We start from the raw sequence: 24,818 nt of genomic DNA, 5'->3' as shown, positions 1-24,818 counted from the left end.
TGGGATTAATTCGATACAAATCTTCACCCGACTTTACTACAAAAATTACAAAGTAGTAACATTAACAGCGGAAGGACCTTTCTGGCCATCTTGTATCTCAAATTCCACGCTCTGACCTTCAGATAAAGTCTTAAAACCATTACCTTGAATAGCAGAAAAATGCACAAAAACATCTTTGCTACCATCTACTGGAGTAATAAAACCGAAACCCTTAGACTCATTAAACCATTTTACTTGACCTTTTATCTTTGCCATATTACATATTTCCTTTGGAATATTAAACCACTTCAGAACACAAACGAAAAATCGTAAACAAATTAATTAATTGAATGTTTAAACGATCTTACAATTGCAATTATATATTAACTATTCCAAGAAGTAAAACTTAATATTTAACATAAACAAAATTTATAAAATAAATCTTGCAACAAATAATATAAACTAAAAATAATTTTAATCAATAAACTATTCTAAATTTAAAATTTTTAAACTACAACTCTATCTCACATCTATAATAAAACAATTTTAACTATATCTTAATCATAGAAAATAGAAGATTTTTTTAAATAAATACCAGAACGCAACGCTTCAATACGCTTATCTAATGATGGATGAGACATAAATAACTCATTTAAATAAGTATTACTACGTCCATTAATACAAAATGTCAATATACTACTAACTTCTTGCGGATCACAACTAATCTTTAATCTTTGTAAAGCAGCTATCATTTTTTCACGACCAACTAACTTAGCAGAACCAGCATCGGCATAAAATTCACGATAACGTGAAAACCACAATATAATCAGATTAGCTAAAATTCCAAATACTAATTCCAATATCATTGATACTGCAAAGTATACCAACGGATTACCATCATTTTTATCATCTCGTTCACGATCTGAAGATATAAAATTGGATGCAACTTGAGCTAACGTACGAGACACAAAAATAATAAAAGTATTAATAATACCCTGAATTAAAGTCATAGTTACCATATCTCCATTAGAAATATGACTAATTTCATGTGCAATAACAGCTTCAATTTCATCACGGCTCATATTTTGCAAAAGACCAGTACTAACCGCAATCAATGACGAACTTTTTTTTGCACCAGTAGCAAAAGCATTAAGATCAATAGCAGAATAAATAGCAATTTGAGGCGCAACTATACCAATTTGTTGAGATTGATAACGCACAATTTGTAATAACCATCTTTCAGTCTCATTACAAGGTTGATCAATAATAACACCACCTACAGAACGAAGAGCCATAATCTTTGACATCATAAGAGAAATTACAGCTCCACTGAAACCTAAGGTACCAGCCATAATCATCAAACCAACAATATTAGACGGTTTAATGCCACTAAAACTCATAACAATTCCAAAAACTATCATTACAGATAGATTCGTTAGTAAAAAAAGAACAATACGCAGCATATATATCAATTCCCAACTATAATTCAAATGCTAAAACTTAATAATAAAAGATAAAATTAAGAATCTTGAACTAAATTGACTATCATATATAATCTTAAAGAATGAAATTCATTTTCTTAAAACAATACAATTATCATTTCAAATCAAATTTTATTCAAAATTGAGCAATATTAGAACATAAAAAATAAAATAACACAAACATAAAAAACACAGTAAATTAATCCATGCACCTAAATATCTTACATAAATTATTAAGAAATTAACCTAAACCTAAATTAAAAGATAATAAAAATAAACCTAAATACACTAAACATCTAAAATTAATATAAAAAATTAAAATAGATAAACAAGCATCAGATAGATTAACATTTTCATGGTAATATAATACCATATTAAAATAAATTCAAATTATCATAAACTAATTACTACAACTGAAATAAAATCTACGATGATACATTTCGTTTATTGATCAAATCATGTAAAACCATATCTCACTTTTATAATATTTATAAAAAATGGAAAATTCCAACAATTTTACTATAAAACAGACACTATATAAAGTTATACTATCTATTCTAAATATTGCATAAAATTTGTTTTCTTTAATATAATCACAATTAATATCATCAAAATAACTAGCTAAAATAACACTTAAATTTAATAAAACAATAACAGAATAAATCACGAACATATTCAAATTATAATTACCAATAAATAAATCTGAATGTAGTATATAAATAAATATATACCCAAAACTAGCAACTTAAATATATTAAGATTTAAAATAATTAGCAATTTTTGATTTTCTTTACAATATTCCAAGCACGACCATCACGCTTGAGCATATCCATTGAAGACGCAGGACCCCAAGTACCAGCCTGGTATCCTATTGGTAAAAAAATATCCATATTTTGTTCCCAAACTTGCGTAATTGAATCTACCCATTTCCAAGAATATTCTATTTCGTCTCGACGAACAAATAACAACTGTCTACCATACATAACTTCTAACAACAATCTTGCATGAGCATCAACCAAAAATTGTGAATGGAAATTTTGAACAAAACTTGAATCTAATTTAGTAAGCTGCAAATTATATTTAGATTCTAATCCAGGTTTCTTAGTGAGGATTTGAATATCTAAACCTTCATCTGGTTGTAATCTAATAGTCAACTTATTGTTAGGCAAAATCTTATAAGAATCAATAAATAAGTTAACCAAAGGATTTTTAAAATATACTACAATTTCAGAATATTTAGTAGCCAAACGCTTCCCTGTACGCAAGTAAAAGGGGACACCAAACCATCTCCAATTATCTATATCAACTCTAATGGAAACAAAAGTTTCCGTATAACTATTTCTATTTGATCCTACTTCTTCCAAATACCCAGGAACTGCTTGACCATTTATAAAACCAGAAGTATATTGACCTCTCACTACATAATCACATATACTGTCACTGTGAATTTTGCGTAAAGCGCGTAATACTTTCACTTTTTCATCCTTTATACAATCAGCAGTTAAATTTAAAGGTGGAGACATAGCTACGATACTTAAAATTTGTAATAGATGGCTTTGAATCATATCTCGCATTTGTCCAATATTATCGAAATAGCCCCAACGACCTTCTATACCAATTTCTTCCGCTACAGTAATTTGCACATGATCTATAATACGATTGTTCCAATTAGAGATAAATAAAGAATTGGCAAAACGCAAAGCTAGTAAATTTAAAATAGTTTCTTTACCTAAATAATGATCAACACGATAAATCTGGTGTTCATTAAAATATTTAGCTACTTGATTGTTAATTATTTGTGCTGAAGCCAAATTAATACCTAATGGCTTTTCCATTACTATACAATTTGGCTCCTGATTCAAATTAATAAAACTTAATCCTTTACAAATAGCACCAAAAGTGTTTGGAGGCACAGCAAAATAATAAATATTAACTTCCGTTGAAGAAGATAATTTATTCTCCAAAATATTAAATAATTTAGTTTCATTTACATCCAAATTACAGAAAACAAATCTTTCACTAAAATTTTTCCATAAAATTTCATTAACAGATTCCTGCATAAAAGTTTCTAGCGATTCACGAATAACTTCAATATACATTTGAGTATTCCAATCTGCACGAGCAACAGCAATTATCCGTGTCGAATTATGTATTACTCCTATTTTTTCAAGATAATATAATGATGGCAATAATTTTCTTCGCGCTAAATCCCCTTTGGCGCCAAAAATAACCAAATTACAAGATTTTGCTACCATAGATACTTTTAACACATTATTTAACCTCAATAAAACTTATTATTAATTAATACTATAATAACAAAAAATGAATAATGCTAAACAATCTAGATATCATCAATACTTACACCATCTACAATATCTGAATAAGATGTAAATAAAGGTTAATTCAAAATATTCAAATGAAAAACAACTGTTACTAAAATTATACATATCTTAGATACAAAATAAAATAACTAATAAAAAACTTTAAAAAAGCTCTTGACAACACCAAAATCAATTTAGAATACATAAAATTAAATAACTAAAACAAAATACCATTTTGCATAACGTATTAAAACACTAAAACAATAATATATAACTAATATTCTTAAAAATTTTAAAACTCTAATAACTATATATATCTATAAACAATATAATAAGAACACATGCTAACTAATATTACAATAGTTTACAAAATCAACAAAACGCATTCATTAACAATATCTGTAATTTAAGCATTAAATTCATCTTAATAAATCAATTACACGCAAATACAACAAATTTAATTTGATATATGAAATTCAGATACACAAAATCAAAAATATTATAAAATAATTATAAAATTAGACCCATTACTAATAATGATAAGAATCTTAAAACTTATTTATTTAAAGATTAGTATAATTCAATTAAATTTTCATCACAGAAATACAAAAAACATTTTTCACAAACTCAATATGAATAAAAAGGACTGCAAATAAATTAAAAAACACATAACTATTCTAGAAAACTTACAAGGACCAAAACACGGATACCTTCTTTTTAAAAAAGAACTTTAAAAGTTAACAGTTGTCGCACTTGATTACAGAATATCATATAAAAGACAGCAAACAAAAGGTAAACATAAACTATAAAGAATTACCAAATAATACATAACCAAATGATATCTTATTACTAAAGAATAAACGAATGAAATTAAAAGTAATGAAAATACAAAACGTACAAATACATACCAAAATGATAATAGATGAATTATTATACCAAATAATAAAAAAGAATAAATTAAGAAGTAAAATATCTGCAAAACTTTAACAAAAAAAATAAAATTGATATTATTACTGCCGTTAAAACAATATTAAATGTCTTACGATGCCTTGTCCTTGCATCAGTGAAAATAGAAGCTATACAAGATAAATTCTTCATCAAAACTAAAAATAATGAAAAAAGTTACTTCAAAAATTTAAAACATGAAAATAATGTCTTTCAATAAAACATAAATAATATTATTCCAGATTCAGATGTAATCACGGTGATACGCAAAAATATAAAAGTAAAAATAAGTAATCAAGAATCAATAAAAATATAAAAACTAACAAAATAACAAGAACATTAAACAAAGTATAAATCACAATAACACAAATGATATAATCAACGATTAATAATGCGATGACTATTTACAAAGAACCAATAGATATGACTTATACTGTGCGAAACGAAAAAAAAACATCAGTACTTCTAGTTGAAACTATTATTGGTCAATTTACAAATGAAATTGTCGCAGCAATGAATAACATTTATATAGATACTAAAGAATCGTTATAATTATAATATTTACATTAACCAATCAAAAAATGTAATACTTTATAAATAATGAAGTCCATAACCTCTCTTATAGAATCAGAAAATGTTGCTTTAAATATGTCAAATATTAAATTAAACAACCAATACTTGTCTTATCAAAAAAAATTTTGAATACCATTTCTTTTCATCGCGAAATCACAACAATTATTGTAATAAAAATAAAAGACTTAACTACAACTATATTTACTATTCATTTATTAAATCAAGAAAAATTTATTACACCAGGAAATTCTGTAATAATTATATAAATGAACTTATAAATATATTAGATAAAACAACATAAAAAATATCTTATGAATCTTACAAATCAAATAATATTATATTTTACATCTAAAGTATCTTTACACAATTAATTATATAGAAAACATACTAATAACAAACATAACAACGTAATCTCTTTCTTTGATACAGCGTATCTTTCTTGAAGAAAAGATTACGTTATTTAAAAACAACGATTTTTAAATACATTACACTATTTTAATAAAATCCATTTACCAAAATAAAATTATTCTTTTTAATATATCAAATATAGATTTAGTAAAACTTAAACTACAAATTAAAAATAACACATAAGACTAGTTTATTATTTAAACATTCAAACTAAAATTTCAAGCAACCTATATCTATACCATAGAAAAAATTCAAAACTTAACAACAGTTAATATATTAAAATTAACCTATTCACAAACAACTACTATAATTGGGGTAATATATTTTGAATATAAGACATATAGGCAGAACGATCAGAACCACTTAAACTGTTGATATGCAATAATTTAATAGTTAATGGATTAACAGCTCGCTTATTAACCCAAATTTCAAAATGCAAATGAGGTCCCGTAGTTCTACCCGTATTACCAGATAAAGCAATATTATCTCCCATTTTTACCTTCTGACCACGTTTAACTAAAATTTTTTTTAAATGCATATATCGTGTGATACATTTACAATTATGACGAATAGCTATATAATTACCAGTAATTAATCCCCCATATTTACTAATTATCACCTCTCCGCCCCCAACAGCAAAAACTGGAGTACCAATAGGAACAGCAAAATCTACTCCACAATGAGGAGAAATACGACCAGTCACCGGATTTAATCGATGCATATTAAAAGTAGAAGAAATGCGAAATTTTTTTACAATAGGAAATCTCATAAAACCTTCAGAAGGACACATTGCTTTTAAATTACAGAAATTCCCATCCTTAGTGCGAAATGCATAATAATCCTTATCCCCTGCATGTAATTTCATTCCAAGTAAAGTCCCATAATTTTTTTTTTTATCAAAACGTTTACGTGATATAAGAATTGAAAATTGATCCCCTTTTCGCAAAGAACATAAATCTAACTGCCATTGCAAAGCTTGATATATGATACTAATATCATTATCAGTTAATCCAGCAGCACGAAGGTTAGAAATAAAATTACCATCATTTTGAATAATGATGGTTTTCTTATGCCAAAATTCAGATTCTTGTATTAAAACATGTCGTGATAAAAGATCATCATCTAAAAATTCTATTATTTTTTCTTGATATAAAAAATTTATGGGTAAATATTGTTTAATTTTCCCTAAAAAAATTTGTAATAAAAACAAGATTAAATATTTAATATCATAAAAACACACAGATTTTAAATTAAAAAATACCATATTACGTATAGTAAAATCATTAACATATATTTCATCACGAACATATGTAACATTACACATTTTATTGTTAATAAATCTATTATTATTAAAATTAATTTCAAATAATTCATGTTTATCAACTATATTAGTTTGATGAAATAAATTTCTGAAGGATTTTTGCTCAATTAAAATAATGCAGTTTTGAAAATTATGATAAATAAAAAAACAAATATAAAATTTATAAATAAACATAATCGTAATTGACAATGTTAAAAATAACAATGTCATTTTTTGTAATTTAAATAAACAACTAGGCATTATTAGAAAAACAAAATGTAAATATTTAAAATTAAAAAAGATTTTATGAACAAATTTATTCAAATAAGAATATCATATCCTAAACATAAAATATAGTACCACTGTACCTATCAATAGATAAACCTAATTTTATAAATACAAATTATTTAAAATAACAATACACTAAACTTCAAAATAAATAATAAAATTGAATAAAATAACATAAATTTCAGATAAACATTTAATACATTATTAATGAATAAATAACATTATATTTCGTCTGAATAATACAAAACCATTTTAAAATTAAGAAATTAATAAACAAAAACAAAATGATTGAACAAAAATAATATCTACTAAAAAATAAATAAAACTAAAAATTAAAACTATTTCATCGAAAATGTAGTTTCAATTCATATTATTTAACATTTGATGTTACTATATATTTAAAATTTACCAATTAAACTAACATAAACAACTCAAATAAACTCTAATAAATAAAAATTATCCCACGGAGTGACCTGTAATCCTAATGATTAATTTACAAAGCTATTTCATTAAAATATTTTAATAACGCAACTTTATAAAAATAAGGTTTAAAGTGTAATATTTATATATATAATATTTAAACTCTAATCTTAATTGATAAATACAAGAATCCAAGCCCTTTATCTTATAAGAAATCTATACTCGTTTAATAATATCAATAACACAATTTATTTAAAGCTTCATCATCACTAAAACTAGGAGCATTAAGCATCAAATCAGAAGATGCAGTAGTTTTTGGAAAAGCAATCACATCACGAATACTATTCACGCCTGTTAATAACATAATTAATCTATCAAGACCAAAAGCAAAACCAGCATGAGGTGGGGCGCCATATTTTAAGGCATCAAGTAAACACCCGAATTTTTCATTTTGCTCATGTTCACTAATACCTAAAATAGAAAGAACAACTCGTTGCATATTAAGACAATTAATACGTACGGAACCACTACCTATTTCATATCCATTAATTACCATATCATAAGAATCCGCAATAGCTGTAAATGGACTGGATTTTAACATTTGTGTATCAATATTTTTCATAGGAGCTGTAAATGCATGATGCATGGCTACAATATCACCTTCATCATTTTTTTTGAACATTGGAAAATCCACTATCCACAAAGGCATCCAACTATCATAATGTATTAAATGTAATTCTAAACCTAATTTAATTCTCAAAGCACCAAGTGCATCAGTAACTAATTTAGTAGATCCTGCTGCAATAAAAATAATATCCCCATTATTAGCTTCACTTCTAGCTAAAATAGCATCAACAACATAAGAAGTGAAAAAAATAGAAACTGGACTATAAATTTTTCTAATACCATCAGAACATACATGAACTTTAATCCATAATAATTCTTTAACACCATATGATTGAACAAATTGAACATAATTTTTTATTTGATCTTTATTTAAAATTGATCCTCCAGAAACTTTAAGCAAAGCAATGCGACCTTTATTATTAATTGCATCAGAAAAAAAATCTAACTCTACTTGATTTACTAAATCAATTATATCTATTATTTCGATGGGAATACGCAAATCTGGTTTATCAGAACCAAATCTCCGCATTACTTCAGCATAACTAAATTGAGGAAACATTCCTAAATCAATGCCTATAATCTTTTGCCATATGCTTCTTATTAAACGTTCCATAATTTCACGCACTTGAATAGCAGTCGTAAAAGAAGTTTCAATATCAATCTGAGTAAATTCCGGCTGACGATCAGACCGCAAATCCTCATCACGAAAACATTTAACAATCTGATAATAACGATCAAAACCTGAAATCATTAATAACTGTTTAAATAGTTGAGGGGATTGAGATAAAGCAAAAAACTTACCTTTATGCACCCTACTGGGTACTAAATAATCACGAGCACCTTCTAAAGTTATTTTTGCTAATAAAGGAGTTTCAATATCCCAAAACCCTTCTGATTCCATAAAATTTCTAATACAGCTTGTGACAATGGAACGAATTTTCAATCTTTTTGTCATATTTGAACTACGCAAATCAAGATAACGATATCTTAATCTTTTTTCTTCAAAATTATTCTGATGAAAATCTAATGGTAAAAATTCAGAACGACTTAAGATAATTAACCGTGTAGCTAATACTTCAATTTTCTCAATATTTTTTGTGCTTTTAATACAAAGTTTTGGACGCATTCTAACAATGCCGACTAACTGTACACAAAATTCATTACGCAATTCAGAAGCAATAACAAAAGCTTCTTTGTGTTTAGAAATAAACACCACTTGTATACATCCCTCACGATCGCGAAGATCAATAAAAATTAAATGCCCAATATTACGATACCTATTCACCCAACCACATAATGTTACTTCTAATCCAACATGAAATAAATCTAACTCTCCACAATATATAGTACGCATAAATTTACTACTCTACTTATTATTTAATGACAACAAATATAAAACAAACTGATAAAGTAAGAAATTAGAATAATTTTAATAGAATTCATGCTTATTAACAATTACAAATTAAATAAGCCCAGCATTGCGAACATAAACCATAAATAAAATTAACAATTTAAATAGAACAAATAGTCTATTTATTTATAAATATCATAAAATAAAATAGAAACTATTTCGAAAATAATATCATATAAGATACTCATTTACATTTTAATAAAAAACTAATAAACCATACCTTACTATGTATATGCATGGAAAAACAATGAGCACATTATCTAAAATATAAATTATTACAACTTAAAACAATCTATAATATAATGCACAATTTAAAATATTTAATTAAATTAATAATAGATTACTATAATTAGAATAGGTTATATTAAAAAACACAAAACACAGCGTATAATATACTAAATTAATCCATCAATACATTATTTATTGTAACAGCCTAATTTCTAAAATAAAAATTTTAAAAACATAACCTCAACGTAACATAAATTATGAATATTAAATTACTTCTTACAAAAATAATTAAAAAGACTTTTATTCATGCAAGTATTCCAGCTGTATATAAAGTAAACATACAACAGTCTAGTAAAATAGAATTCGGAGATTATCAAATTAATGGAATAATAAACATAGCAAAAAAATTGAATATATGTCCTAAACAACTTGCTTCCAAAATCATAAATTTAGTTCAAATCAATGATATATCTAGTAAAATAGAAATAGTTGAACCTGGTTTTATTAATATTTTTCTAAAATCAAATTGGATAGCTCAACAAATTAATCAAATATATTCTAAAAATAAATTTGGTATACCTTCTGTAATTCCTAAAACTATCATAATTGATTACTCATCTCCTAATATGGCAAAAGAAATGCATATAGGACATTTACGATCTACTGTAATAGGAGATGCAATGGCACGTACTTTATCACTTTTAGGTCATAATGTAATTCGTGTTAATCATATAGGAGATTGGGGAACTCAATTTGGTATGTTAATCGCTTATATGAAACAAATAAAACTTAACGATCAATTTTATAAAAAAATTAATATTAATAAATTAGAAAAATATTATAGAAAAGCTAAAAAAGAATATGATCAAAATCCACACTTTGCAAAAATGGCACAAGAATACGTCGTAAAATTGCAAAATGGTGACGATTACTCTTTTAAAATATGGAAAAAATTAATACGAGCAACTATTAAAGAAAATCAAAAAATCTATGAACGCCTGAATATTACCTTACAGGAAAATAATATCATGGGCGAAAGTATGTATCGAAATATGATACCTAATATGATAAAAGATCTAAAAAACAAAAAATTAGCAGTAATAAGTTTTGGAGCTACTGTAATATACCTTGACCATGTAAAAAACAAACAAGGCAAAAAAATGGGCGTAATTATTCAAAAAAAAGACGGATCGTATCTGTATACAACTACCGATATTGCCTGTATAAAATATCGTTCTGAAATATTAAAAGCAGATAGAATAATTTACTATACTGATTATCGTCAACATCAACATCTTAACCAGGTGTGGAACATTGCGCGTAAAGCTGGATATATAAATAAATATGTATCCTTAGAACATCATATGTTTGGCATGATACTTGATAAGAAAGGTAGACCATTTAAAACTAGATCAGGAAACACTGTAAAACTTAAAAAATTATTAGATGAAGGTTTAGAAAAAGCATATAATTTCATATTAAGCAAAAACTACAATAAAAATTCAGTAAATATAAAAAGACTAGCACAAATTATTAGTATTGGTGCTATAAAATATGCCGACTTGTCAAAAAACCGTGCAACAAACTACATATTTGATTGGAATAAAATGTTGAATTTCGAAGGAAATACAGCTCCATATATACTATATGCATTCACTCGCGCCAATTCTATTCTAAAAAATAGCAAAAAAGAACAAGAGAAATTAACAAAAGAAATAAAATTGGAATCACAGCAAGAAATTCAATTAGCTCTGTATCTCCTCCGTTTCGAAGAAACTATTACTATAGTAGCAAAAAACGGTACTCCACATGTATTGTGTTCTTATCTTTATAAAATAGCTACATTATTTTCTTCTTTTTATGAATTTTGTTCTATTTTAAAAACACAAAATCAAATCACACGACATAGTAGATTGAAATTATTAATATTAACCGCTAAAATTTTAAAAAAAGGATTAAATCTATTAGGAATTGAAACAACAGAACAAATGTAAAGACATTAAAATAAATCACCAAAATCTCAAAAAATTTTGTCCTGATAATACAATTAATCTGTGTAAAAAGAATAAAAACGAAACTTATCAAGAAAATCTTTTAATCTAATTCCTACAAACCATAAGCTAATAAAATAAACTAAAAAACTTACCGATATTACACTCATCAAACGTAAAAACCTATACAACATGCCGCCAGTAGTCCAATCAATTATTAAGGTACGTAACGTCACAGTAACAATTAACATCATTCCTAACGCTAACAATATTCGCAAAAAAAATATTAACCATCCAGGTTGTGGTTTAAATATTTTATTTGCACGCAATTGCCAATAAAGTAAACCCGCATTACAACAAGCGCTTAAACTAATAGCTAAAGATAAACCAACATGTTTTAATGGTATAATAAAAGCTATATTCATTAATTGAGTTAAAATTAATACAATAAAAGAAATACGCACTGGAATTTGTATATTATGAGAAGAATAGAATGCAGAAGATAAAATTCTTACCAAAATTAAACCCACTAATCCTATAGAATAAGCAACTAAAGCCTGTTTAGTCATTAATACATCATAAGACGAAAAATTACCATATTGAAATAATACTATAACTAATGGTTTAGCTAAAACACCTAATAATAAAGCACTAGGCAAAGATAATATAAAACAAATTCTTAAACTCCAATCCATTAAACAAGAATAGTGATATAAATTTTTATCCGAAAATGACCGAGACAATAACGGTAATAAAACAGTACTTAATGATACTCCTAAAATACCTACAGGGAATTCCATAAGACGATCTGCATAATATATCCAAGACACAGAACCGGAAACTAAAAAAGATGCGAAAATGGTATTAATTAGTAAAGATATTTGATTGACAGAAACACCTAAGATTATCGTACCTACCGATTTTAATATCCTCCATATTCCAAAATTAAAAAAATTTAAATGAGGTATTACTAACATACCAATTTTACTTAAATATGGAAGTTGATACACTAACTGTAATATACCACCTACTATCACTGACCAAGCCAATGCCATAATCGGAGGATAAAAAAACGAAGTAGCCAACATAGCAAAAATTATTATACTAATATTCAGAAGTATAGGAGCAATAGAAGGTAACAAAAAAATATTCCAAGTATTAAGAATAGCTCCTATTAAAGAGGATAATGAAATAAAAAAAATATAAGGAAAAGTTATTCTAGCCAAATCAATGGTTAAAGTAAACTTTTCCCTAATATTGATAAATCCAGGAGCAAATATACTAATTAAAAAAGGAGTAGTAAGAACACCAAGTAAAATAACAAATACTAATATAAATATCAATAATCCGGATACATGTGCAATAAAAGCACGGACAACTGATTTTTCCTGTGTTTTCCTATATTCTACTAAAATTGGTATAAAGGCTTGAGAAAAAGCTCCTTCGGCAAAAATTCTACGTAAAAAATTAGGTAACTTGAAAGCTATAAAAAAAGCATCGGTCATCAAACCAACACCAAATATTCTTGCAATCAAAATATCACGGATAAATCCTAATATACGAGAAAACATGGTTATAATACTAACCGCATATAAAGATTTTAAAATATTCATAAACTTCATCACACTACAAGGCGGAATATTATTTATTAATTAATATCCATTTTCATTATCCGGAATAACTTGAATAAAAATCAGTAAACAATAAGCTTAATTATAATAATTTAATCATCCAGTTATAACCAGATCACTGAATATTATTCAAAGAAAGGAATAATGAAATAAATATAAATTTACCAAATTTGAATTTCAAAATATGACAATAATCGCAATTAATAATTAAAATATTTATAATAATAACATTCTCTGATATTTTTTTTAATTCATAATTTAAAATTTTTCAAAATAGATCCTACAGAAATATTACAAATTACAGACCTTAATATAATCAAAAAATATTTATTTAAAAACAAATTTATACTATTAAATGTATTATAATATACGTAATTGAATATTATTAATTTTATCACAAAATAAGTAAAACCACATTGATTAATACAATCGTATTATATGATTACCATCAATAACCAACTTGAATAAGAAATGAATTTTTCCAAATTTAATGGTGGAACATGTTTTCAGTATCACAAGCTAGAAACCTAAGAAAATATTTTTTAATCATGGACAACATGTTAGTAGTAATGGGATTTTATGTTGTATTTCCATTTATCTCTATACATTTTATAGAACATTTAGGTTGGACGGCATTAATAGTGGGAATAGCATTAGGTTTACGTCAATTAATTCAACAAGGATTAGGAATCTTTAGTGGAGCATTTGCAGATAAATTAGGAGCAAAACCAATGATTGTTTCTGGCATGTTAATGCGTGCTATTGGATTAATTATTATGAGCCTAGCAGATACACCATGGTTATTATGGCTTGCATGTATTTTTTCAGCATTAGGAGGAACTTTATTTGATCCTCCACGTACAGCATTAATTATGAAATTAATCAGACCTTGGGAACGTGGACGATTTTATTCTTTATTAATGTTAGAAGATAGTCTGTGTGCAATCATAGGTACTTTATTAGGTAGTTGGTTATTAAAGTACGATTTTAAATTTGTTTGTTTAACTGGCTCAGCATTATTTATGCTAGCAGCAATTTTTAATGCCTGGCAATTACCTGCATATCGTGTATCTACTATAAAAATCTCTTTGTTGGAAGGTATAAAAAAAGTATTACATGATCATAGATTTGTAACATACGTTTTAACTTTAACTGGTTATTATATGCTATCCATACAAGTAATGTTAATGTTACCCATACGTGTTAATGAAGTCGCAGGCCAGCCATCAGCTGTAAGATGGATGTATACTATAGAAGCAACTTTGTCTTTGTTATTACTTTATCCTATTTCTTGTTGGAGTGAAAAAAGATTTAAATTAGAAACAAGATTAATGACTGGTTTAACTATTATGTTAGTCAGTTTATTTCCTATTGGACTAATTCAAAATTTACGTACTTTATTAGTATTAATCAGTTTATTTTATATAGGATCTATCATTGCTGAACCAGCACGAGAAACCTTAGGAGCATCTTTTGTAAATCATAAAGCACGTAGTAGTTACATGGGGTTTAGCAGATTAGGTCTTGCTTTGGGAGGCATTATAGGTTACGGAGGTAGCGGTTGGTTGTATGATATAGGTAATAAATTAAATATTCCTGAATTACCATGGTGTATGTTAGGATTAATTGGAATAGTTACTCTACTCGGATTATATTGCCAATTCCAACATAATAATATTAAAACATCAATTAATAATAAAGTTCATAAAAACAAAAAAAAATAAAATTCTATTTTTCAATTCTAAATCATCTTACATTACTTGTTCATGTAAAATTTAAATTGACAACGATAAAAATCTAAATTTTTTAGACATAAAATATCCTTGACCGAAAAATATTAAAAAACTAAAATAAACTTAGATAATTGTAATTATGGGGTGAGGTGTCCGAGTGGTTGAAGGAGCACGCCTGGAAAGTGTGAATGTGTTAATATGCATCAAGGGTTCGAATCCCTTCCTCACCGTCATCGCAAACGCCAAAATGGTTTTGATATTTAGTAAACAAAATTAAGAATTAATAAAATTTAGATATTAGAAAAGAAGCAAATACAACAGAATTGATAAATCAAAAACATTAAAAACATAAATAAAATGTAAAATAGATGATCATATCAATCGCACGGAGAATTCAATTATTCATATAAAAACAACATTCCAAATCCTTAAGTACATAAGGAGAGAAAGGGATTCGAACCCTTGAAGAAAATTTTTATTTCCTAACAGTTTTCGAAACTGTCCCGTTTATCCGCTCCGGCATCTCTCCATTTTAAAACAATTTCTTGCTATAGTAGAATCTTTAAAACATACCGGTTATTACGTAACATTTTTAAATAATTTTCTAAACACATATAAATTTTTAAAACTAATTTAAACATAAATAAGCAAAGAAAAACTTCACAAATTTAATAATACATCCTAATTTGGTTGACATTACTTCAATGAACATATAATATTGCCTACAATTCCTCTGTAGTTCAGTTGGTAGAACAGCGGACTGTTAATCCGTATGTCACTGGTTCGAGCCCAGTCAGGGGAGTTTTCCAATTCTTAAAACTAAACACCTAGAACCAATTATCCAATAATGTAAATTAAGTAAATAAAAATTTCAAAATATTTTAACTCAAATGCCACAGATTATTCTCATACTTATCCAATATTGACTTTACGTAAATCATGCATACTGATCGCACCTACTAGTAACCCATCAACATTAACTACAGGAGCGGCTGTAATTTTATATTTATAAAAAATATCTATTGCATTTCTTACTCGTAAACTTTCTAATAATTGGTAACCCGGTTTGGTCATTGCTTTTAAAATAGAATCATTTAAAGACTTACCTTTGACTAACCAACGACGCAAATCACCGTCAGTAAAAACCCCCAGAACATGACTCAAATTATCACATATTGCAGTTAAACCTAATCCAGTACGACTTAACTCAAACATGGCATCCATTACTGTCACTTGAAAAGTTACTTTAGCTGTTTGATCACCCACACGCATTACATGACGTACTCTATTTAATAATTGAGATCCTAATGCACCTCCTGGATGAGATCTTGCAAATTGTTCAATACTAAAACCACGTTGACGCATTACTGCCATCGTCAATGCATCACCCATCATTAATGTATTTACCGTGCTTGAAGTAGGAGATAATTCCATTGGACAAGCTTCTCTTTCAATATTAATATTCAACACACATGTAGCTGATTTAGCTAAAGAAGATGTAATATTTCCAGTAAAAGCTATGACTGGAATAGAATTTTCATTTAGTAATGGCATCAAAATATCAAATTCACAATTAAAACCGGAATAAGAAATAAAGATAACTACATCTTGATTACTAATCATACCTAAATCTCCATGTAGAGCTTCTGTAGGATGAATAAAAAAAGATGGAGTACCGGTGCTAGCTAAAGATGCCGCAATTTTTTTACCTATATGTCCAGATTTTCCCATGCCCATCACAACAACTTTACCTGTACAATTTAAAACTATCTTACAAGCTACAATTAAATTATCATCTAAATGATATAACATCCTCTGTGCTTCAGCAATTTCAATAGCTAAAGTTTCTTTAGCATAAGTCAATAATTGAGTATCTAATTGCACATCATTAATAATCTTGTTCATCAAAATCACATAATAATCTAACTTGTAATTTATCCTTAACGTAATTATAATTACAATGTCTATGATAATATGTATCCTCGTTTATATAAATAAAGCAAATTGGGACAGGAAATTCATTATAATATAAAATTATAATTATTTAATCGCAAAAACGAAACAACAACATATTAAATTGAAATATTCACTAACTAATGATTAATTAAATTGAGTGGAATATGTAATTAAATTATCTAATATGTACTAAATTTCCTCTGTTTTCCCAAAAGATTTCAATTTTTTAGACAATTCCCGTTTTTCTTTTGAAAATTCAGCATTTTTGATAATATATTCATCTATACGATCTTCATAGTCAACACGCATATTAGCAATGATTGCCTTTATATCATCAATAGATGACCCAGAATTAATATAATCATTCAAATTACCTAATAATAAAATCCTTTTTTGATTATCATGAATCTTCCTTTCATTATCAGCAATTTCTCTTTGCAATTTATTTTTACGACGAAACATACGTACAAACTCCAGTACATCAGAAAAAGAAGGTTTTGAATATTCCATGAACTAATTACCTTTAATTAATTAAATTACATTAAGACATAATATATCACAATAAGAAAATAAAATTTATTAAAATAAAGAAAATTACATAACGTTATAATACAAAAACTGTACTATTTATATGAATGTATAAATAATTATATTAAACTATTCATAAACTGGATATTCATTAATACATCTTATACGAATATGTTATCGTAAGTTTATCCCAAAATCATTAAGGTTAATTAGCAGTCGTCCCATAAATTAAATATGAACAAATTTTTTAAACAAAAAAACTTTTTTATATATGATTACGAAACTTTTGGTAAAAACCCAGCATTAGATAAACCAGTTCAATTTGCAGGAATTAGAACGAATAAAGATCTTATACCAACAGAAAAACCTATAACATTTTTTTGCCGTCCTAGTGATGACTATCTACCAGAACCAGAAGCTGTACTTATCCATGGGATTACACCTCAACAAGCATTAAAAAAAGGAATTACAGAAGCTAAATTCGCTAAATATATCCATCAAATATTTAGTAAATCAAATACTTGCATATTTGGTTATAATAATATCAAATTCGACGATGAAGTCAGTCGCAATATTTTTTACAGAAATTTTTTTGACCCTTATAGTTGGAGTTGGAAATGTGGCAATTCAAGATGGGATTTACTAAATGTAATGCATGCATGCTACACTTTGCGTCCAGAAGGTATAAATTGGCCTATTAATAAAAAAGGAATACCTAGTTTTAAATTGAAAGATTTAACCAAACACAATGACATCAATCATACTAATAATCACGATGCTATACATGATGTTAATGCTACTTTAGAGCTGGCAAAATTAGTGCTAAAAATGCAACCAAAATTATTTAATTACCTTCATAAATATCATACAAAACAACAAATAAGAAAATTAATCAAAAAAACAAAGATGAAGCCGTTAATATATGTCTCTAACAAATTTTATAACGCTAATAAAAAAAACATAACCTGTGTAGCACCAATAATGTGGCATCCCAATAATCCAAATATATTAATAACCTGCGATATTAACAATAATATAGAAACGATACTAGATAATGATATAAATACATTGAAAGAACAATTATTTTTAACTGAGAAAAATTTAGAAAAAAACAACGAATCTATCAATTTGGTACATATTAATAGATGTCCCATACTAGCGCCCATAAATACATTACGCCCGCAAGATATTAACAGATTAGAATTAGACATTAATACACAATATAGTAAATTAATATACTTAAAAAAAAATCGTAAAAATATAAACAAAAAAATCACATCAATTTACTCTGATATTAAATATCATACTCCATCTTACTCATCAAAACATGTAGATACAAAACTTTACAACAATTTTTTTACAACACCTGATCTTAAAGCCATGAATAAAATTCGTTGCAGTTCTCCAGAAATATTGCCAAAACTAAAAATTGATTTTATTGATGAGCGTTTAAAACCTCTACTATTCTATTATAGGGCGCGTAATTTTCCAAATACACTAAATGATTACGAACAAAAATATTGGGGAGAATATATAAAAAAAACATTCAACAAATCTTATCTATCGCATTACGATTATAAACTAAAGCTACTCATCTCTATACATAAAAAAAATAAAACCAAGACACAGCTCCTATATTCATTGCTCAAACATTTAGAAAATTTTACTAAACTCACAACAAATAAAAAATATTCAAATATAATTGATTAAAATATTAAAATAAGCATTACTTTAATTTAATTTTTAAATAAAATTTTATACAAATATACAATTAAAATTTGAAACAAATTTTTAGAAAGCATTACATCCAAACAAGATTACTAATTTTAAAACATATAACTTACTAACATAAACTATTGGACATAAACAGTAAAAAATAAAAATACGATTATATACTTAAATTTTATTCTAAATACTACAAATTTTAACTTTAATAATGCTTCATAATTTAGTAAACTAGCTCATATAAAATAAATCGTCCTTGTAAGATAAAATTATTGTGATATGTAAATTAATAAGGAAATATCATGTCAAATAGATCACGATTGCGTATCGCAATGCAAAAATCTGGAAGATTAAGCAAAGAATCACAACAACTTTTAGAACAATGCGGAATAAAAATCAATTTACAACAACAACGATTGTTAGCTTTTGCAGAAAATATGACGATTGATATCATGAGAGTAAGAGACGATGATATTCCAGGTTTAATAATGGACGGAGTAGTAGATTTAGGTATTATAGGAGAAAACGTTTTAGAAGAAGAATTACTCACTAGACGATCTCAAGGTAATAATCCACATTATTTTACGTTACGTAGGCTGGATTTTGGAGATTGCAGATTATCTATGGCTGTACCAATAGATGAACCATGGAACGGACCTAATTCTTTACGAGATAAACGTATAGCGACATCATACCCCAATCTACTTAAACAATACCTAGATAAATTAAACATTAATTTTAAATCATGTTTGTTAAATGGTTCTGTAGAAGTAGCGCCACGAGCTGGATTAGCTGATGCTATTTGCGATTTGGTATCTACCGGGGCAACGTTAGAAGCTAACGGATTACGTGAAGTAGAAGTAATTTATCGTTCCAAAGCATGCCTCATACAAAGAGATGGAAAACTATCAACAAACAAACAATCTTTAATAAACAAATTAATGATTCGCATTCAAGGAGTAATTCAAGCTAGAGAATCAAAATACATAATGTTACATGCACCCACTGAAAAGTTAGAAGAAATTATTAATCTACTACCTGGAGCAGAAAGTCCTACAGTATTGCCTCTAGCAGGAAATCAACATCGAGTGGCAATATATATGGTAAGTAATGAAAATTTATTTTGGGAAACAATGGAAAAGTTGAAAAAACTCGGTGCAAGTTCAATACTGGTGTTACCAATAGAAAAAATGATGGAATAATTATATGAAATCTAATAAATATCCTGCAGTAATATTTTGGCATAAATGTTCTGACGAAGAAAAAGCAACAATACTGACTAGACCATCTATAACCAAATCGCAATTTGTAACTACAACTGTACATGATATATTAAAACAAGTACAATCAAATGGAGATCATGCACTCAGATCACTAACTTTACAATTTGATAATATTAACATAAAACAATTTCGCATTACTCCTGCTACAATATACCAAGCACGAAACAAATTATTGGACAATACTAAACAAGCAATAAATACAGCAAAAAAAAACATCACTATTTTTCATGAAGCACAAAAATTACCGAAGATAAGTGTTACAACAACACCAGGTGTGTTATGTCAACAAATAGTACGCCCATTAAATTCAGTAGGATTCTATATTCCCGGCGGAAAAGAAACGCCATTAGTCTCAACTGTCTTAATGTTAGCGATACCAGCGTTAATTTCTGGATGTAAACATATTATTATGTGTTCACCCCCACCTATAGCTAACGAAATTTTATATGCTGCATACATATGTAACGTACAAGAAATATATCAAGTAGGAGGAGCACAAGCAATTGCTGCAATGGGGTTTGGCACTGAATCCATAAAAAAAGTCAATAAGATATTTGGTCCAGGTAATGTTTGGGTAACTGAAGCCAAAAAACAAATTAGTCAAGAAATACATGGAATATCAATAGATATGTTAGCAGGTCCTTCAGAACTTTTAATAATTGCGGATCAAACCGCCAATCCAAAATTTATTGCTTCCGATTTATTATCCCAAGCAGAACATAGTCAAGATTCACAAGTAATTCTATTAACGCCTAGTCTTGACCAAGTCGAAAAAGTAAAAAAAGAAATTGAACAACAAATATTATCACTTCCCAGATACAAAATTATTAGGCAATCATTATCAAATAGCTCATTAATAATCACCAAAAATTTAAAAGAATGTGTAGCTATAAGTAATAACTATGCTCCAGAACACTTGATTATTCAAACAAGATATCCAAGATCTTTAATGCATGATATTACAAATGCTGGTTCAATATTTCTCGGCGACTGGTCGCCGGAATCAGCTGGTGATTACGCATCAGGTACTAATCATATATTACCTACTTATGGTTGCACCACTACTAAATCAGGTCTAAATTTAACCGATTTTCAAAAAAGAATAACAGTACAACAATTAAGCAAAGAAGGATTATTAAAATTAGCTCCTACAATTAAAATTTTAGCACAATCCGAAAAATTAATCGCACATAAACGTTCCGTAACATTACGGACTACTATTTCAGAACAAGAACATGGATATTAATAATTTAGCTAGAATAAATGTACTAAAACTGAAACCATATCAATCTGCACGGAAAATAGGAGGTGAAGGTAATATCTTGCTCAATGCTAATGAATCAGCTATTTCTCCGCATGTTAATAGCCCTAAAAATTTTAACAATTTAAATAGATATCCAGATTTTCAACATGAAGAAACAATTAAAAATTATGCTGCATACGCAGGAGTTTTACCAAAACAAATTCTTATATCTCGTGGAGCAGATGAAGGAATTGAATTATTAATGCGTGTTTTTTGTGAACCGAATAAAGACGCTATTATTTTTTGCCCGCCGACATATGGAATGTACAGCATCTGCGCTGAAATATTTGGAATAAAACGCAGCATAATTCCATTAACTGCAAATTGGCAACTAAATCTATCAGCAATAAACGAAAAATTACAAAATGTCAAATTAATATATATCTGTAACCCCAATAACCCTACTGGAAATATCATCAATCAAAAAGATATTAGAAGATTATTGAATATGATAAATAATCGTGCGCTATTAGTAGTGGATGAAGCTTATATTGATTTTTGTTTACAAGAAAGTCTTGTTAGCTGGTTGCCGGAATTTCAAAATTTGATTATTTTACGTACTTTATCAAAAGCATTTGCTTTGGCTGGTATCAGATGTGGTTTTACTATAGCTAATGTAAAAATAATTAAGTTACTGTTAAAAATTTTAACTCCTTATCCATTACCAAGCATAGTAACAGATATTGCTGCACAAGCTCTAACTCCCGAAGAATTAGCAAAAACACAGAAAAGAATATATACACTTAATGAAAATAGAAATATGCTCATCGAACAACTCAAAAAGTGTCCATGTATACAAAAAGTATTTCCTAGTATTAGTAATTATTTACTAATTAAAGTATATCCAGAATACCAAGTATTTAAAAAATTATGGGAAATGGGTATAATTTTAAGAAATCAGAATAAACAATTAGGACTATCAGATTGTTTACGCGTTACAGTAGGTACTTATCAAGAATGTAAATCTATTATAGATATATTAAAAAAATTAAAAATAACATAAACAAGTAAGGAACATTTCGTGACTAAAAAAATCCTATTTATTGATCGTGATGGAACTCTTATTTACGAACCATTAAACAATTTTAAGGTTGATCATATAGAAAAAATTGCATTACAACCATACGTAATACCTGCTCTTTTAGAGTTGCAAAAGGCCAAATTCACATTAATAATGATCAGCAATCAGGATGGATTAGGTACACCTGATTTTCCTCAAAAAGCTTTTGATAAAGCACATAATTTTTTAATGAAAATCTTTAATTCTCAAGGAATAAAATTTGAAAAAATATTAATATGCCCTCACTATTCAAATGCACAATGTGATTGTCGTAAACCAAAAACAACATTAATAACTTCATGGCTGAATCCTAATCAATTAAATAAATTTAAAAGTTATGTAATAGGAGATAGGGAAACAGACATGATTTTAGCAAAAAATCTAGGTATCCAAGGATTGGCCTATCATCCAAATAATCTAAATTGGAAAATGATTAGTAAAAAATTAACCAAACTTAATAGATCGGCTGAAATAAATAGAATTTCAAATGAAACTAAAATTAATATACAAATATGGTTAGATCAAAGAAATAATACTCATATAGATACTGGAATAAAGTTTTTTGATCATATGTTGCAACAAATTGCAACTCACGCCAAAATTAGCATGAACATCAAAGCAATAGGGGATCTTTGTGTAGATGATCATCATACAATTGAAGATACAGGCTTGGTGCTTGGAAAAGTATTAAACAAGGCACTAGGGAACAGAAAAGGAATAAACAGATTCGGATTTATCTTACCAATGGATGAATGTTTAGCTAGTTGCGTATTAGATATTTCTGGTCGTCCATATTTTAAATACGACGTACAATATAACTCCCTAAATATTGGATCTTTAAATATTGCGATGATAGAACACTTTTTTCGCTCGCTTTCTTATAGTATGGGTTGTACGTTACATTTAAGCAGCACTAAAAGCAATAATGATCATCACATAGCAGAAGGCCTGTTTAAAGCATTTGGATGCACACTCAACCAAGCAATTCGTATAGAAGATGGCGAAGAAGAATATATAGTAAGTACTAAAGGTATATTGGAATGAATGTTATTATAAATACTGGATGTTCAAATTTATTCTCGATAAGTACCGCAATACGTAATTTAGGACATCGAGCAATTATTAGTAAAAATGCCAATGATATCTTAAAAGCAAATAAGTTATTTTTACCTGGTGTAGGAAGCGTAAAAACTGCAATGCAAGAATTAACAAAAAATAAATTAATAAAACTAATAAAAGACTGTAAACAACCCATATTAGGTATTTGTCTTGGCATGCAACTATTAGGGATTAGTAGTGAAGAAAATAATGGCACTCAAACATTAGGTATTATAAATACCCTCACAAAAAAAATCGAAAATTACGGTTTACCTATACCTCATATAGGATGGAACAAAATAAAAATAAAAAATCAACATTGCTTATTTCATAAAATTAAAGATGATTATTTTTACTTCGTACATAGTTATGCTATGCCAATATGTGATTCAACAATTGCTACAACCTGTCATGGTCATTCATTTACTGCTGTTATAAAACATAAAAATTTTTTTGGCGTACAGTTCCATCCAGAAAAATCAGGTAAAATAGGTAAACAACTATTAAAAAATTTTTTAGAGATATGAAA

The 24,818-nt window shown here is 27.3% G+C and carries 17 protein-coding genes and 3 tRNA genes; 11 read left to right on the top strand and 9 right to left on the bottom strand.

Translation table 11 applies throughout. From position 1 onward, the window contains the following. Positions 1 to 45 precede the first annotated feature (45 nt). The 3 genes from cspE to zwf all read right to left on the bottom strand — a co-directional run bounded on the left by cspE (position 46) and on the right by zwf (position 3,715). Positions 46 to 255 (bottom strand): transcription antiterminator/RNA stability regulator CspE, encoded by a 210-nt coding sequence (gene cspE, locus GN160_RS03275; RefSeq protein WP_192380329.1) that lies wholly within the window; start codon positions 253 to 255, stop codon positions 46 to 48. A gap of 281 nt (positions 256 to 536) precedes the next feature. After that, a complete protein-coding gene (gene htpX, locus GN160_RS03270; RefSeq protein WP_192380327.1) occupies positions 537 to 1,442 on the bottom strand; it encodes a protease HtpX in 906 nt (301 codons plus the stop codon). Between the two features lie 788 nt (positions 1,443 to 2,230). Beyond that, entirely contained in the window at positions 2,231 to 3,715 is a 1,485-nt protein-coding gene (gene zwf / locus GN160_RS03265; RefSeq protein ID WP_192380901.1) for a glucose-6-phosphate dehydrogenase, read from the bottom strand. Between the two features lie 1,407 nt (positions 3,716 to 5,122). On the opposite strand from zwf, the gene GN160_RS03260 reads away from it, so the two are divergent. Beyond that, positions 5,123 to 5,278, top strand: coding sequence for a hypothetical protein (locus GN160_RS03260; RefSeq protein WP_192380325.1), 156 nt, complete (start codon positions 5,123 to 5,125; stop codon positions 5,276 to 5,278). Positions 5,279 to 6,011: 733 nt separating this feature from the next. Here GN160_RS03260 and mepM read toward each other — a convergent pair. Beyond that, entirely contained in the window at positions 6,012 to 7,031 is a 1,020-nt protein-coding gene (gene mepM / locus GN160_RS03255) for a murein DD-endopeptidase MepM (RefSeq protein ID WP_225624840.1), read from the bottom strand. A gap of 919 nt (positions 7,032 to 7,950) precedes the next feature. Continuing rightward, complete coding sequence (gene aspS, locus GN160_RS03250; protein ID WP_192380321.1) at positions 7,951 to 9,696, bottom strand: aspartate--tRNA ligase; 1,746 nt, start codon at positions 9,694 to 9,696, stop codon at positions 7,951 to 7,953. A gap of 542 nt (positions 9,697 to 10,238) precedes the next feature. On the opposite strand from aspS, the gene argS reads away from it, so the two are divergent. After that, a complete protein-coding gene (argS, locus tag GN160_RS03245) occupies positions 10,239 to 11,975 on the top strand; it encodes an arginine--tRNA ligase (protein WP_192380320.1) in 1,737 nt (578 codons plus the stop codon). A gap of 53 nt (positions 11,976 to 12,028) precedes the next feature. Here the strand turns inward: argS and murJ are convergent, their stop codons facing one another. Then, positions 12,029 to 13,585, bottom strand: a complete 1,557-nt coding sequence (gene murJ / locus GN160_RS03240; protein ID WP_192380318.1) for a murein biosynthesis integral membrane protein MurJ — start codon at positions 13,583 to 13,585, stop codon at positions 12,029 to 12,031. A gap of 518 nt (positions 13,586 to 14,103) precedes the next feature. Between murJ and mdtH the strand changes: the two genes are divergently transcribed. Together mdtH and GN160_RS03230 are read left to right on the top strand one after the other, a co-directional pair. Then, positions 14,104 to 15,327 carry a multidrug efflux MFS transporter MdtH gene (gene mdtH, locus GN160_RS03235; RefSeq protein WP_192380316.1) on the top strand — a complete coding sequence of 408 codons (1,224 nt, stop codon included), beginning with the start codon at positions 14,104 to 14,106 and terminating at the stop codon, positions 15,325 to 15,327. A 152-nt stretch (positions 15,328 to 15,479) separates the two neighbouring features. Then, a tRNA-Ser gene (locus GN160_RS03230) sits at positions 15,480 to 15,566 on the top strand. A 209-nt stretch (positions 15,567 to 15,775) separates the two neighbouring features. Here GN160_RS03230 and GN160_RS03225 read toward each other — a convergent pair. Beyond that, positions 15,776 to 15,865, bottom strand: a tRNA-Ser gene (locus GN160_RS03225). 200 nt (positions 15,866 to 16,065) lie between these two features. On the opposite strand from GN160_RS03225, the gene GN160_RS03220 reads away from it, so the two are divergent. Then, a tRNA-Asn gene (locus tag GN160_RS03220) sits at positions 16,066 to 16,138 on the top strand. 110 nt (positions 16,139 to 16,248) lie between these two features. Here GN160_RS03220 and gutQ read toward each other — a convergent pair. Both gutQ and tmaR read right to left on the bottom strand, forming a co-directional pair. Next, positions 16,249 to 17,241, bottom strand: a complete 993-nt coding sequence (gene gutQ / locus GN160_RS03215) for an arabinose-5-phosphate isomerase GutQ (protein ID WP_192380314.1) — start codon at positions 17,239 to 17,241, stop codon at positions 16,249 to 16,251. Between the two features lie 240 nt (positions 17,242 to 17,481). Then, on the bottom strand, positions 17,482 to 17,802 hold the full coding sequence (gene tmaR, locus GN160_RS03210) for a PTS system regulator TmaR (protein WP_192380312.1): 321 nt from the start codon (positions 17,800 to 17,802) through the stop codon (positions 17,482 to 17,484). Between the two features lie 252 nt (positions 17,803 to 18,054). Here tmaR and sbcB point away from each other — a divergent pair, with 252 nt between their 5' ends. The 6 genes from sbcB (at position 18,055) to hisH (ending at position 24,816) form a co-directional block, all read left to right on the top strand. Further along, entirely contained in the window at positions 18,055 to 19,530 is a 1,476-nt protein-coding gene (gene sbcB / locus GN160_RS03205; RefSeq protein ID WP_192380310.1) for an exodeoxyribonuclease I, read from the top strand. A 317-nt stretch (positions 19,531 to 19,847) separates the two neighbouring features. Next, positions 19,848 to 20,747, top strand: coding sequence for an ATP phosphoribosyltransferase (gene hisG / locus GN160_RS03200; protein WP_192380308.1), 900 nt, complete (start codon positions 19,848 to 19,850; stop codon positions 20,745 to 20,747). Between the two features lie 4 nt (positions 20,748 to 20,751). Continuing rightward, entirely contained in the window at positions 20,752 to 22,074 is a 1,323-nt protein-coding gene (gene hisD, locus GN160_RS03195; RefSeq protein WP_192380307.1) for a histidinol dehydrogenase, read from the top strand. After that, positions 22,064 to 23,134, top strand: coding sequence for a histidinol-phosphate transaminase (gene hisC / locus GN160_RS03190; protein WP_192380305.1), 1,071 nt, complete (start codon positions 22,064 to 22,066; stop codon positions 23,132 to 23,134). Before hisD ends, hisC begins: the two co-directional genes overlap by 11 nt. A gap of 18 nt (positions 23,135 to 23,152) precedes the next feature. Then, the gene (gene hisB, locus GN160_RS03185) at positions 23,153 to 24,235 is read left to right on the top strand and encodes a bifunctional histidinol-phosphatase/imidazoleglycerol-phosphate dehydratase HisB (protein WP_192380303.1); all 1,083 of its coding nucleotides are present in this window, start codon (positions 23,153 to 23,155) and stop codon (positions 24,233 to 24,235) included. Next, positions 24,232 to 24,816: an imidazole glycerol phosphate synthase subunit HisH gene (hisH, locus tag GN160_RS03180; RefSeq protein ID WP_192380301.1), complete on the top strand. Its 585-nt coding sequence runs from the start codon at positions 24,232 to 24,234 to the stop codon at positions 24,814 to 24,816. The genes hisB and hisH overlap by 4 nt, the downstream gene beginning before the upstream one ends. The last annotated feature ends 2 nt before the right edge of the window (positions 24,817 to 24,818 follow it).

It is taken from the genome of Blochmannia endosymbiont of Colobopsis nipponica (assembly GCF_014857065.1).
Lineage (GTDB): Bacteria > Pseudomonadota > Gammaproteobacteria > Enterobacterales > Enterobacteriaceae > Blochmanniella.
This window is presented reverse-complemented; position numbering and strand designations above follow the sequence as displayed.